This is a genomic window from Corynebacterium sp. HMSC27B11, from assembly GCF_001815985.1.
GTDB lineage: Bacteria > Actinomycetota > Actinomycetes > Mycobacteriales > Mycobacteriaceae > Corynebacterium.
The window spans coordinates 68964-82232 of record NZ_KV823534.1; the positions used below are offsets into that span (position 1 = coordinate 68964).

At 65.7% G+C, this 13269-nt stretch carries 11 protein-coding genes; 7 read left to right on the top strand and 4 right to left on the bottom strand.

Annotated elements, in window-relative coordinates:
* Window positions 1–3 precede the first annotated feature (3 nt).
* Entirely contained in the window at window positions 4–1221 is a 1218-nt protein-coding gene (locus HMPREF3097_RS00620) for an SPFH domain-containing protein (RefSeq protein WP_070760111.1), read from the top strand.
* Between the two features lie 67 nt (window positions 1222–1288).
* On the top strand, window positions 1289–2182 hold the full coding sequence (locus tag HMPREF3097_RS00625) for a phosphoribosylaminoimidazolesuccinocarboxamide synthase (protein WP_070760113.1): 894 nt from the start codon (window positions 1289–1291) through the stop codon (window positions 2180–2182).
* 51 nt (window positions 2183–2233) lie between these two features.
* Here the strand turns inward: HMPREF3097_RS00625 and HMPREF3097_RS00630 are convergent, their stop codons facing one another.
* Window positions 2234–3217, bottom strand: a complete 984-nt coding sequence (locus HMPREF3097_RS00630; RefSeq protein WP_246821142.1) for a GDSL-type esterase/lipase family protein — start codon at window positions 3215–3217, stop codon at window positions 2234–2236.
* Between the two features lie 468 nt (window positions 3218–3685).
* On the opposite strand from HMPREF3097_RS00630, the gene HMPREF3097_RS00635 reads away from it, so the two are divergent.
* The 4 genes from HMPREF3097_RS00635 to purL all read left to right on the top strand — a co-directional run bounded on the left by HMPREF3097_RS00635 (window position 3686) and on the right by purL (window position 9441).
* Window positions 3686–5809 carry a S9 family peptidase gene (locus HMPREF3097_RS00635; RefSeq protein WP_210398499.1) on the top strand — a complete coding sequence of 708 codons (2124 nt, stop codon included), beginning with the start codon at window positions 3686–3688 and terminating at the stop codon, window positions 5807–5809.
* Window positions 5810–6009: 200 nt separating this feature from the next.
* The gene (purS, locus tag HMPREF3097_RS00640; protein ID WP_070759745.1) at window positions 6010–6255 is read left to right on the top strand and encodes a phosphoribosylformylglycinamidine synthase subunit PurS; all 246 of its coding nucleotides are present in this window, start codon (window positions 6010–6012) and stop codon (window positions 6253–6255) included.
* Complete coding sequence (gene purQ, locus HMPREF3097_RS00645) at window positions 6252–6920, top strand: phosphoribosylformylglycinamidine synthase subunit PurQ (RefSeq protein ID WP_012360858.1); 669 nt, start codon at window positions 6252–6254, stop codon at window positions 6918–6920. Before purS ends, purQ begins: the two co-directional genes overlap by 4 nt.
* A gap of 58 nt (window positions 6921–6978) precedes the next feature.
* Complete coding sequence (purL, locus tag HMPREF3097_RS00650) at window positions 6979–9441, top strand: phosphoribosylformylglycinamidine synthase subunit PurL (protein ID WP_070760116.1); 2463 nt, start codon at window positions 6979–6981, stop codon at window positions 9439–9441.
* Between the two features lie 39 nt (window positions 9442–9480).
* Here purL and HMPREF3097_RS00655 read toward each other — a convergent pair whose 3' ends face one another.
* The 3 genes from HMPREF3097_RS00655 to HMPREF3097_RS00665 form a co-directional block, all read right to left on the bottom strand.
* The gene (locus tag HMPREF3097_RS00655; protein ID WP_070759748.1) at window positions 9481–10140 is read right to left on the bottom strand and encodes a pyridoxamine 5'-phosphate oxidase family protein; all 660 of its coding nucleotides are present in this window, start codon (window positions 10138–10140) and stop codon (window positions 9481–9483) included.
* Between the two features lie 71 nt (window positions 10141–10211).
* Window positions 10212–11564, bottom strand: coding sequence for a molybdopterin molybdotransferase MoeA (gene glp, locus HMPREF3097_RS00660; protein ID WP_246821144.1), 1353 nt, complete (start codon window positions 11562–11564; stop codon window positions 10212–10214).
* Between the two features lie 4 nt (window positions 11565–11568).
* A complete protein-coding gene (locus tag HMPREF3097_RS00665) occupies window positions 11569–12633 on the bottom strand; it encodes an acyl-CoA thioesterase (RefSeq protein WP_070760118.1) in 1065 nt (354 codons plus the stop codon).
* 156 nt (window positions 12634–12789) lie between these two features.
* Here HMPREF3097_RS00665 and HMPREF3097_RS00670 point away from each other — a divergent pair, with 156 nt between their 5' ends.
* Window positions 12790–13224, top strand: a complete 435-nt coding sequence (locus HMPREF3097_RS00670; protein WP_070760119.1) for a sterol carrier family protein — start codon at window positions 12790–12792, stop codon at window positions 13222–13224.
* Window positions 13225–13269 lie beyond the last annotated feature (45 nt).

A 13269-nucleotide genomic window follows, 5' to 3' on the forward strand; every position in this document is an offset into this window, starting at 1 on the left:
CACATGTCCGGCATGATCTTCCTCTTAGTTCTGTTGGCTTTCATCGCTCTCGTCGTGGTGAAATCCATCGCTCTGATCCCCCAAGGCGAGGCGGCCGTCATCGAGCGGCTTGGTAGCTACACCCGCTCCGTGTCTGGCGGGATCACGGTCCTCGTTCCCTTTATCGACCGGGTCCGCGCCCGGGTGGACACCCGCGAGCGCGTGGTCTCCTTCCCGCCGCAGGCGGTCATCACGCAGGACAACCTGACGGTGGCCATCGACATCGTCGTGACCTTCCAGATCAACGACCCCGCTAAGGCCATCTACGGGGTGGATAATTACATCGTCGGCGTGGAGCAGATTTCTGTGGCAACGCTGCGCGACGTGGTCGGCGGCATGACGCTGGAGGAAACGCTGACCTCCCGCGAGACCATCAACCGCCGACTGCGCGGTGAGCTCGACGCCGCGACCGCCCGGTGGGGGCTGCGCATCAGCCGAGTCGAGCTGAAGGCAATTGATCCGCCACCGTCCATCCAGCAGTCCATGGAGATGCAGATGAAGGCGGATCGCGAGAAGCGCGCGATGATCCTCACCGCCGAGGGCCGCCGGGAGTCGGACATCAAGACGGCTGAGGGTGAAAAACAGGCCCGCATCCTCTCCGCTGAGGGTGAGAAGCACGCTGCCATCCTGGCTGCCGAGGCTGAGCGCCAGGCGATGATCCTGCGCGCCGAGGGTGAGCGCGCCTCCCGCTACCTGGAAGCACAGGGTGAGGCGAAGGCCGTCCAGAAGATCAACGCCGCCATCAAGGCTTCCAAGCTCACGCCGGAGGTGCTGGCCTTCCAGTACCTGGATAAGTTGCCGAAGCTGGCCCAGGGCGAGGCGTCGACGATGTGGATGATCCCGTCCCAGTTTGGCGATTCCCTGGAGCAGTTCGCCAAGGCCTTCGCCAAGAAGGACGATGAGGGCGTATTCCGTTACGAGCCGGGCCACGTGGACGAGGACACCCGCGAGAAGGCTGAGGCGGATAACACGGAGGAGTGGTTCTCCACGGCATCCGACCCGGAGATCGCCAAGGCCGTAGCCGCGGCGAACGCGGTGGCCAATAAGCCGGTGGAGGAAGATCCGATGGATCCGACGCCTAAGCCAAAGCACGCCAGCAAGGAGCTCTCGGCTGAGCCGGTGCAGCAGCCCGCCCCGCAGGGTGTGGATCCGCAGAATATGTGGACGAACCCCACGAATTAGGGCGCGGCTGGGGGCGGGCTCGGCGGGGGTCTAGCCGGGTCCAATCGCGGTGCTAGACTGTCTAGCCATGCGACCAGAATTGTCTGATTACGAGCACATTTCCGCGGGTAAAGTCCGCGAGATCTACGAGATCGACGCAGAGCACCTGCTGATGGTCGTCACGGATCGGATCAGTGCCTACGATTTCGTGCTCGACACCGATATTCCAGACAAGGGGCGGGTGCTCACCGCGATGAGTGCCCACTTCTTTGAGCAGATCGACTTCCCGAACCACCTCGCGGGACCGCTGGATGACGAGCGCATCCCCGAGGAGGTGCTCGGTCGCGCCATGGTGTGCAAAAAGTTGGACATGGTTCCCTTCGAGTGCGTGGCGCGCGGCTACCTCACTGGCTCCGGTCTGAAGGAGTACGAGGCCACCGGAGCGGTTTGCGGCGTCAAGCTCCCGGAGGGCCTGGTCGAGGCCTCCAAGCTGGACGAGCCGATCTTCACCCCGGCGACGAAGGCAGAGGTCGGGGACCACGACGAGAACGTCGGCTTCGACGTCGTCGTCAATGACCTGGGGGAGGACCTCGCGGAAAGGCTGCGCACCGCAACCCTGGAGATCTACTCCCAGGCCGCGAAGATGGCCGAGGAAAAGGGCCTGATCCTGGCGGATACGAAGTTCGAGTTCGGCCTGGACAAGGCGGGCAACCTGGTGCTCGCCGACGAGGTGCTGACCCCGGACTCCTCCCGTTATTGGCCGGCTGACGGCTACGAGGAGGGCAAGGTGCAGCCGAGCTTCGATAAGCAGTTCGTCCGCAATTGGCTGACCGGCCCGAAGTCCGGTTGGGATAAGAACGATGGCTCCCAGCCGCCGGAGCTGCCGGGCTCCGTGGTGGAGGCGACCCGGGCGCGCTACGTGGAGGCCTACGAGCGCATCTCCGGCAAGCGTTTCGCGGACTGGATCGGCAGCTGCGTCTAGAACACAGTCTGCACAGCAGGATCTAGAACACAGCCTGCACGGCCGGGGGTGCTAAGCCCTCGGCGTAGCGTTCCCCGCACCGGACGGGACGGCTGAGAACAACCTCGGCGAAGAACCCGGATAAAGCTCAACCCCGCTCAACCATGGTGGTTGCGCGGGGTTTATGCGTTGCGCAGCGGGTGATCGCGCTGCGCGGGGCGGTGTCGCCGGTCGACTAGACGCGAGCGGCGTGCTTAGCGACCGCGGTGATGCCGTGGTGCGTGAGGTGTAGCGCCAGGTTACGGTCTGCGGGGCGACGTCGATGATGCCGGTGATCCAGCGGTCGCGTGCGCAGGTGTCGTGGCCGGTGGTCATCGGCTTGAGGTCCACGAAGGTGGAACGGGTGTCGCGGGAGGCATTCGCCGCTGCGCGCTGCAGGGCGTCCTCGACCGGGCGAGCCTTCACGACCAGGGACGGGGTGCCCTGTGGCAGCAGGTTCAGGTAGCAGGTCTGGCCGGCCGGGTTGGTGATCCGCGGGTAGCCCATGACCTTCACGCGGGCGTTCGGAGCCAGGCGCTTGACGTGGTTGACGGTGTTGCGGATGGATACGCGCAGGTTGTTCTCGATCTGCGGAACCGGCATCTTGTCGTTCAGGATGTACGGGTAGGTGTCGTTAGCGCCGGCGAAGATGACGACCTCGCGGGTTGCGCCATTGAGCTTGCCGTCCTGGCGGGCCTTATTTGCCAGGCTGGTGATGTGCTTGCCACCGGTGCGGAAGGATGCGCCGGAGCAGGAGTAGTTGTCCACAGGGGCACGCTTAACGGAGGCGTAGGCGTGCTTGAAGCGGTCGTCGGAGGCGCAGCCCACGCCGTTCATCGGCTTCGGGTCGAGTGGAACGCCGCGCTGGGTCAGGTAGTGCTGGACGGTCGGGTTGGCCATAATCGAGTCGCCGAGCAGCACGGTGTTACCAGGTGCTGCGGAAGCCGTGGCAGGGGCCAGCATGGCGCCGAGAACAGCAACCACGGAGAGGGCGAGGGCCTTGAGACGCATATTCATCCTATCTGTGGATTGGTGTAGAAGATTCGATGCTCGTTACAGGCGGATTGTATTTGCTTCCCAGAGAAAATGAAACAAATGAGCATTATTGGGGCGCAAGTTACAGAAGTTGTGCAACTTACTGTGTTGCCCCGGTGGTTCTGGGGCGTGCCCCTGCGCAGCTCACCGGGCTCGTGATCCGTGTCCGGTGCGGGTGCTAGCTTAGGGGCTTAGCGAAACCGGGAGCTGTGTGCAGGCTGGCTGCCTGCCGGGGAGTGGTCCCCGCAGGTGGCGACCGAAACTGACTGCCATCCCAGCGCCAGTATAGCTGGCTCCCAGGTAACGAATTCATAACACTATCGTGTTTTGGCTAGAGAAGAAAGGTCAAGGGCTTTCGTGACTCAGGGCACTGAAGGGCAGCAGCAGAACCAGGGCGGTACCACGGCCGCTACCAGCGGGGACAAGCAAGCCCCGCGGCTAACCGCTCCCGTGGCCAAGAAGCTTGCCACCCAGCGCAGTTTCCATGGCCGTGACTTCAGCGATGACTACGAGTGGCTTCGGGATAAGGAAGCCCAGGAGGTTCTGGATCACCTCGCTGCCGAGGATGCCTTCGCCGTGCAGGAGACCGAGCATTTGAAGCCGCTACGCGAAGCCATCTACCAAGAAGTGAAGTCCCGCGTGCAGGAGACGGACATGTCCCTGCCCGTCCGTGCGGGCGACTGGTGGTACTTCTCCCGCTCGACGGAGGGGAAGAACTACGCCTCGATGTGCCGCGTTCCCGTCGATAACCCGGAGGACTGGACCCCGCCGCAGATCGACCCGGAGACCCCGCATCCGCGCGAGGAGGTCTTCCTCGACGTCAACGCCGAGGCCGAGGGCCACAACTTCTTCTCCCTCGGGGCGGCGAGCGTCACCCTCGACGGCACCCGCTTGGCCTACTCCGTGGACACCGCGGGCGACGAACGCTTCACCATGTACTTCCGCGACTTGGCCACTGGCGAGCAGATCGGGGAGCCCATCCCGGATGTCTTCTACGGCGCGACCTGGGTCGGCCGCGACACGATCTACTACCAGAAGGTCGACGCCGCCTGGCGCCCGCACGAGGTCTGGCGCCACACGCTCGGAACCTCCGTCGAGGAGGACGAGCTGATCTACCGCGAGGAAGACGAGCGCTTCTGGACCGGCGTGGGCACCACCCGCTCCAAGCGCTTCCTGCTGATCGCCTCCTCCTCCAAGGTCACCAGCGAGATCTGGTACCTCGACCTGGAGGCCGAGGAGAAGGGCGAAGATGCGGAGCTGACCCGCATCCTGCCGCGCGAGAAGGGGGTTGAGTACGGCATCGACCACGCCCGCGTGGGTGGCGAGGAGTACTGGCTGGTCATCCACAACAAGAACGGCGTGAACTCCGAGCTGGGCTACCACCCGGTCGGCCAGATCGCCTCTCTGGACGACGTCACCGTCCTCGTTCCGCACCGCGACGACGCCCGCATCGAGGGCGTGGACTGCTTCCAAAACCACCTCGTCCTCGAGGCCCGCGAGAACGCCGTCTCGAAGAGCTACCTGATGGACATCTCCGACGGCTGGTCCGAGTTCCGCCCGGTCGACTTCGGCGAGGAGATCGCCACCGTCGGGGCTGCCGGGAACAGCGAGTGGAACCCGCCCGTCCTGCGCTTCGTCTTTGCCTCCTTTACGACGCCCACCCGGGTCTACGAGCTCGACCTGGCTACCGGGGAGCAGATCCTGCGCAAGGAACAGCAGGTTCTCCCTGGCCCGGACGGCAAGGAATTCAACCCGGCTGACTACCAGGCCACCCGCATCTGGGCCACCGCACCGGACGGCGCCCAGGTCCCGGTCAGCCTGATCCACCGCGCGGACGTCCCGCTCGACCGGGAGAATCCGGTGTTGCTCTACGGCTATGGCAGCTACGAGGCCTCCATGGACCCGGGCTTCTCCATCTTCCGGCTCTCCATGCTGGACCGCGGCGTGGTCTACGCCATCGCGCACGTCCGCGGTGGTGGCGAAATGGGCCGGCTTTGGTACGACAACGGCAAGGGGCTATCCAAGAAGAACACCTTCACCGACTTCATCGCCGTGGCAGACGAGCTGATTGCCCGCGGCATGACCAGCCCGCAGCGCATGGTCGCCGAGGGCGGATCTGCCGGCGGCATGCTGATGGGCGCGGTCGCGAACATGGCAGGCGACCGCTTCGCAGGTATCGAGGCGATCGTGCCCTTCGTTGACCCGCTGACCTCCATGCTCATGCCGGAGCTGCCGCTGACGGTGACCGAATGGGACGAGTGGGGCGATCCCTACCACGACCCGCAGGTCTACGACTACATGGCGGAATACGCCCCCTACGAGAACATCACTGCCGATAAGACCTACCCGCCGATCCTGGCTGTGACCAGCCTCAACGACACCCGCGTTCTCTACGTCGAGCCCGCGAAGTGGGTGGCGAAGCTGCGCGACGTGGCGGGCGCGAACGTCCTGCTGAAGATCGACATGGAGTCCGGTCACGGTGGCGTCTCGGGCCGCTACAAGGCCTGGGAACAGGGCGCGTTCGAGACCGCCTGGGAGCTGGACCGCATGGGTGCCACCGAGCTGCTGGACTAGTTTTGCCACCTTCGGTGGTGGTGTCCTGCCACTTTTGGTCGCGTTTTCCGCCGCCTTCGGTCGCGCTTTTCGCCACCTGCGGAGCTGCTAATCCACCTCCTTCGGCGGCGCCATTCCAATAATTCCTTGGCCTTTCAGCCTGGTGTTAACATGGGCACGTACTTAATGGATTTTTCCAACAGCTGGGAGCACTAGAGAACATGGCTCGTGTGGTTGTCAACGTCATGCCGAAGAAAGAAATTCTGGATCCCCAGGGGCAGGCCATCGTCCGCGCCCTTGGTCGTCTGGAGATCAGCGGGGTGCAGGATGTCCGTCAGGGCAAGCGCTTCGAACTCGAGGTCGATGACCAGGTGACCGAGGCAGATCTGGAGAAGATCGCCGCGGAACTGCTCGCCAACACCGTGATCGAGGACTACGAGGTCGTCACCGCGGAGGTTCAGCAGTGAGCCCCCGCATCGGAGTAATCACCTTCCCGGGCACCCTCGATGACGTCGACGCCCTGCGCGCCGTCCGTCTCGCCGGGGGCGAGCCCGTCGAGCTGTGGCACGCGGACGCTGACCTGAAGGACGTCGACGCCGTCGTCGTCCCGGGTGGTTTTTCTTATGGCGACTACCTGCGCGCCGGGGCCATCGCCGCGATCGCGCCGGCCATGCGCTCCGTCGTCGAGGCCGCAGGCCGTGGCCTGCCCGTCCTGGGCATCTGCAACGGCTTCCAGATCCTGCAGGAAGCAGGGCTGCTGCCGGGTGCGCTGACCCGCAACGAGGGCCTGCACTTCGTGTGCCGCGACATCGAGCTCGAGGTGGAGAACAACTCCACCCCATGGACCTCCGGCCTGGAGAAGGGATCCACCCTGCTGGTCCCGTCCAAGCACGGCGAGGGCCGCTTCCAGGCGGATGAGGAGACCCTCAAGCGCCTCGAGGGGGAGGGCCAGGTTGTCTTCCGCTACGTGGTGAACCACAACGGCTCCCGCAACTCCATCGCGGGCGTGTGCAGCGAGAAGGGCAACGTCGTTGGCCTCATGCCGCACCCAGAGCACGCCGTGGAAGAGCTCACCGGACCGTCCACCGACGGCCTCGGCATGTTCCAGTCCGTCCTTCACAGCCTGGTCTAGGGCCTCACCGGCTACCAGCGAGAACTTTTTCAAGAAAGTAGTTCAGGGAAGTAGTTCTATGACGAACAACCTCAACAACGGTTCCGGCGCCGCGGCCGACTCTGGCGCTGTCAAGGTGCACAACGACACGGTGGCGAACGCCGAGCAAACCCCGGACCTCGTCCAGCCGTGGGCGGACCTCGGCCTCAAGGAAGACGAGTACGCCCGCATCAAGGAGATCCTGGGCCGCCGCCCAACCGAGGCGGAGCTGGCCGTGTACTCCGTGATGTGGTCGGAGCACTGCTCCTATAAGTCCTCCAAGGTCCACCTGCGTTACTTCGGTGAGACCACCACCGAGGAGATGAACTCCAAGATGCTCGCCGGCATCGGCGAGAACGCCGGCGTGGTGGACATCGGCGACGGCTGGGCCGTGACCTTCAAGGTCGAGAGCCACAACTCGCCGTCCTACATCGAGCCCTACCAGGGCGCAGCCACCGGTGTTGGTGGCATCATCCGCGACATCATGGCCATGGGCGCCCGCCCGGTCGCCGTGATGGACCAGCTGCGCTTCGGTGCGGCGGACGCCCCGGATACCCAGCGTGTCCTGCCTGGCGTGGTCGCCGGTATCGGCGGCTACGGCAACTCCCTCGGCCTGCCGAACATCGGCGGCGAGACCGTCTTCGACGCCTCCTATGGCGGTAACCCACTGGTCAACGCCCTCGGCGTGGGCGTGCTCCCGGCCGAGGACCTGAAGCTGGCCTTCGCCTCCGGCACCGGCAACCGCGTCGTCCTCTTCGGTGCCCGCACCGGCCTGGACGGCATCGGCGGTGTGTCCGTCCTGGCGTCCGAGAACTTCGAGGAAGGCGCGGAGCGCAAGCTCCCGGCCGTGCAGGTCGGCGACCCCTTCGCGGAGAAGGTCCTCATCGAGTGCTGCCTGGACCTGTATAACGCCGGCGTCGTCGTCGGTATTCAGGACCTCGGTGGCGCAGGCCTGTCCTGTGCCGTCTCCGAGCTCGCCGCGGCTGGTGATGTGGGCATGCACGTCGTGCTCGACAACGTCCACCAGCGCGCCAAGGGCATGACCGGTGCGGAGATCCTCTCCTCCGAGTCCCAGGAGCGCATGTGCGCGGTCGTGGAGCCGGAGAAGATCGACGAGTTCATGGAGATCTGCCGTAAGTGGGACGTCATCGCCTCCGACATCGGCGAGGTCACCGACACCGGCCGCCTGATCTGCGAGCACCAGGGCGAGGTCATCCTCGACGCCCCGCCGAAGACCATCGCGGACGAGGGCCCGGTTTACGAGCGCCCGTACCAGCGCCCGGCCAACCAGGACGAGCTGCAGAAGCAGGCCGACCTGCCGCGCCCGAATAACCTGCCGGAGCTGCGCCAGCAGCTGCTGGACCTGGTCGCCTCCCCGGCGCTGTGCTCCCGCGAGTTCATCACCGAGCAATTCGACCGCTACGTCCGCGGCAACACCGTTCTGGCGAAGGACGCCGACGCCGGCATGCTGCGCATCGACGAGAAGACCAACCGCGGCATCGCGGTCTCCGCAGACGCCTCCGGGCGCTACGCGCAGCTCGACCCGCGCATGGGTGCGAAGCTGGCGCTGGGTGAGGCCTACCGCAACGTCGCCACCACGGGTGCGACCCCGGTGGCCGTCTCCAACTGCCTGAACTTCGGCTCCCCGGAGGACCCGGAGGTCATGTGGCAGTTCCGCGAGGCCGTCCACGGCCTGGCCGACGGCTGCGTGGACGTCCAGATCCCGGTCACCGGCGGCAACGTCTCCTTCTACAACCAGACCGGTGACACCCCGATCCTGCCGACCCCGGTGGTCGCGGTTCTGGGAACCATCGACGACGCCACCACCCGCCTGCCGCAGCAGATCGCGGAGGGCTCGGAGTACGAGCTGATCCTGGCTGGCGCGATGACCAAGGACGAGCTGGGTGGCTCCATCTGGCAGCAGGTTGTCCACGACAACCTCTCTGGCCTGCCACCGCAGATCGACCTGCACGCCGAGGAGCGCCTGGGCAATGCCCTGTCCGCCCTGCGTGGCGTGGCAGCTGCAGCCACCGATCTCTCCGAGGGTGGCCTGGCGCAGACCATCGTTGAGCTGGCGATCCAGTCCAACACGGGGGTCACCGTCAACCCGGCGATGAACCTGGAGCCTGGCCTGGCTGCCAGCGATGACCTGCACGAGCAGCTCTTCGTCGGCCTGTTCTCCGAGACCGCCACCCGCGTGGTTCTCGCGGTGCCGAAGGCAAGCTACGCCAAGGCGATGGAGATCCTCGCCGACCACGAGGTTCCGGCCGCCTGGATTGGCCGCACGGGCAGCGTGGACGCCGAAGGCCGCCCGGAGGTCTGCTTCGAGGTTGGCGCCACCGGCAACCTGCCGGGCGATCAGCCGGAGCCTGCGGAGCAGGACGCTTCCGAGGAAGGCGAGGTCGCACGCCTGGTCTTCAACGTCGAGGAGCTGCGCAACGTGTGGGAGGCAACCCTGCCTGCGCTCTTCGGGCACGCCACCGGCGCGAACTCCACCGTCTAGGTCGCACAAGCCCTAGCTAGGGGAGGGGCGCCCGAAACGCTAACCCTCCTGATCGCCGAGCTGAGACTCGAGCGCCTGAATGCGCTCCTTCAGCTCGGCGATATCTTTTCGGTATAGGCCCAGTGTCTCGTCGACCTGGGCCTTCGTCCATCTCGGCTGAATGTGCTTCGAGCAATTCGCGTCGGTGGCCACCAGATCCACGACCATGATGCGTTCGGTGGGCTGGCGGAGCCGTTCGCCACCGATGGTGGTCGCGTCCTCGGCGAGCTCGGGGTCGTCAGCGGCCTCCACGATGCGGGCGTGACCGAAGACCTTCAGACGGCGACGCAGCGGGTAGTCGACAAAGAACAGGCACACCCGTCCGCCGTCCTCCCCGCCCCGGTCCACATTGCCGGTGGTGACGAACTGGTTATTGCCGTGGAACTCCGGCCAGAACAGCCGCTTGCCGTCAGCGCTGATGTGAACGAATCCCTGCGGTCCACCGCGGTGCTGCACATACGGCCACCCCGTGCCGGTGACGGTGGAGATGTAGAAGTGTTGGGCGCTACGGATCAGCTTGCGGGCCTTGCCGTCGAGCCCGTCGAAGGGGCCGTCGGCGTGCCCCTGTTCCACGCCTGGGAGCTGCGTTTCCTCGCTGTGCTGCCGGGCGCGGACGAAGCGGTCGTAGGCGATTTTCTCGTAGGTCAACTCGTCGGTCATCGCCGGCTTCCTTCCTGATCTTTGTCTTGTAGGCGCGCCGTCTCTGGCTGCCACCGCGGAGCGGTAGGACGTCAGAGCAGTAGGACGTCCACCTCTTCGCCTTCGGCGGGGCCCGAGGACCCCGCCGGGATCACCACCATGCCATCCAGCCCCACGAGGGAGGCGACGAAGTGCGAGCCGAAGCGCTGGCCGCTGAATGCATCCACCACCGGCTCACTGCCGGAGTAATCGACCCGGGCGGGGGAGAGCAGCGTGCGCCCCGTGCTGGCTGGGAAATGCCCACGGACCCGGGCGCGCACGCGTGGGCGGTTCAGGGCAGTGCCGTAGGTTGCCAGCCCCCGCATGCGGCGCAGCAGCGGGGCGACAAAGATGTGGAAGCTCACCCACACGCTGACCGGGTTGCCGGGCAGGCAGAGCAGGGGAGTGCCCGCCCATAGGCCGCCACCCTGGGGTTTGCCTGGCTGCATATTCAGCGGGCCGAACCACATGTCCGTGCTGTTCTCACCCGCGACTTGTTTGACCACGTCGAAGGCCCCGGCGGAGATACCGCCGGTGGTGACGATGAGGTCGTGGCTGACCGCGAGCTCGTTCAGAAGGTGGCGGAAGGCGTCGGCGTCGTCCCGAACCTGGAAAATGCTGGCGGTGACCCCGGCGCCCAGGGACTCGGCGAGCTGGGCGGCCATCGGGCCGTTGGAGTCCGGGATGCGGGGGAGGCTGCTTTCAGATCCGGCCCCGGCTTGGCCGGTCTCGGCACCATTGGTCACCGCGACCTCGTCGCCCGTGGTGACCACCGCGACGCGCAATTCGGGGTGGACCTCGACCTCAGCAACTCCGGTCGCGATGAGTGCGGCGACAGTCCCGGCGTCGAGCTCGCAGCCTGCAGGGGCGAGTGCCTCGCCTGGGCGGATGTTGGAACCGGCGCGGCGCACGTGCGACTGCTCGGGGTTGAGCTGGTAGATCTCGATGGCCTCGGGCAGCGGGTGCGGGCCGGCGGGGATATTCGTCGCCTCAACGGGGATGATCACCACGTCGGCGCCCTCCGGAACCGGGGCGCCCGTCATGATGCGTTGGGCGTGACCCGGCTGCGGTAGTTCGGGGGCCGCACCGGCGAAGACATCGCCGGAGACGGGAAGGCGCAGCGGAGTTGTACTCAGGTCTCTGGAATCCAGGTCAGCGGGCACGTCCGAGGCGCGGATGGCGAAACCATCCATCGCAGAATTGGAAAACGGCGGAACCGCTTGCTGGGCGCTCACTGGGCGCGCCAACACTCGGTCCAACGCCTGGGTAAGCGGCAGCGTTTCAGTTCCACGACCCGTCCGCTGTAGCCAGGCATCGGCCAGCGACTGGGTAAAGCGGTAGTGCTCCTCGATGGAACGCATATGCCCACCCGTGCCGTGGCAGGGGTGGGCGGCGGTGTTTGTCACTGGGCTAGTCGCTGAGCTTGGTATTGCCCGGCAGCGGGGAGACCAGCGGCTTAGGCACGTAGGTGGAGCGCAGCTCGCGCAGCGTCATCGCGTGCTGCTCCAGGCGCTTATCCTCGTTGGTCTGCGGCACGTACTTGCGGGCTGGCAGCGCGTGGCCGTCAACGTCCACCGCCACGTAGGTGAAGGAGGCGTGGATCGCGGTCGGCAGGTTCGAGGTGTCCTCGCGCGGGTCGCCCGCGCGCAGGTGGACGGAGACGGACATCGAACGGGCGTCGGTGCGGATCAGGCGGGCGTCCACCTCGATCAGGTCACCGATGGAGACCGGACGGTAGAAGCGGATGCCACCGGCGTAGACGGCGACGGTGCGCTCCCCGGACCAGCGCATGGTGCAGGCAGTCGCGGCCTCGTCGATCCACTGCATCGCGGTACCACCGTGGACGTCGCCGCCCCAGTTGACGTCCGTGGGCTTAGCGAGGAAGCGGGAGGTGACCTGCGGTGCCGTGGAATCGTCCGTGTAGGACTGGCGCAGCATCTCCTCCTCGATCGCCTTGCGCAGCTGGATACGAGACAGCGCGGCCTCCTCGACACGCTTCTCCTCTTCGGTCTGCGGGATGTACTTCGGGACGGCCTTGGACCGACGGTTCTCGTCCATGGCGACGAAGATCACCAGGCAGTCGCAGGCGCGGGTGAACTGGCCGTCGCGCGGGTCAGCGGAGAGCACCTCGTTGACGATGTGCATGGAGGAACGCCCGGTGTAGGCGATGCGGGAACGCACCTCGACCAGGTGGCCGGAAGGGATTGGGCGGGTGAAGTGGATGTGACCCACATAGGCGGTCACGCAGTAGGACTGGGACCAGCCCACGGCGCAGGCATAGGCCGCCTTATCGATCCACTCCAGTACACGCCCACCGTGCACGCCCATGCCGCCGGCGTAGAGCACGTCGGTGGGGGAGGCGAGGAAACGCAGCGTGACGAGCGGCGATGGCCCCTCCGTGCTCGTCACTTCTGGTTGAGCCGTCAAGGTCTCGTCGGTGTTTGTAGACGTCGCATCTTTACCCATGAAGGCCATGTTAAAGCACAGTCTGATAAAACACTGACACAGCGGCGATTTTGTTGCACAGAAACCTGGGGGAATTGGTTATTTGTGCAGCTCAAGGTCCTTCTATGGGGTGCCTCACGTTGTTGCGAAAATGGCTTGTCCGCAGGGGTTATTAGGGTGGGGGTCATGAGCCGAAAATTAAGTGGTCTTGAGCTGACTGCCGCGGCGACCGAGGCGATGGCCGCCGTCGCGGACTGGGTGGCGGATCCGGAAGGTCAGCCCGTGCCCTCCCGGCAAGCGCTTGCGGATGCGGTTCGGCGCAGCGCTGAACTGCTCGCGCAGGACGCGCCCGGGAATACCGTGGAGCTTCGGGTGCCGCCCTTCGTGGCGGTGCAGTGCGTGGCCGGGCCGGTGCATCGCCGGGGGAATCCGCCCAACGTCGTGCAATGCAGCCCGCTGGCCTGGCTGCGGGCTGCGGCAGGAGCGGCGTCATTGACGGAAATGTCAGAACGAGCGGGCGCCGACGCGGTGGGCAGTCCGATGGGCAGGATCAGCGTCGGGCTTTCCGGAACCCGTGCTTCGGAGGTGGAGCGCCACTTGCCTCTGTTTGGAAGACATTAAAGGGCTGGTAATGTCGTGATAGTGGCAAAAGATACTGGCCTGAAT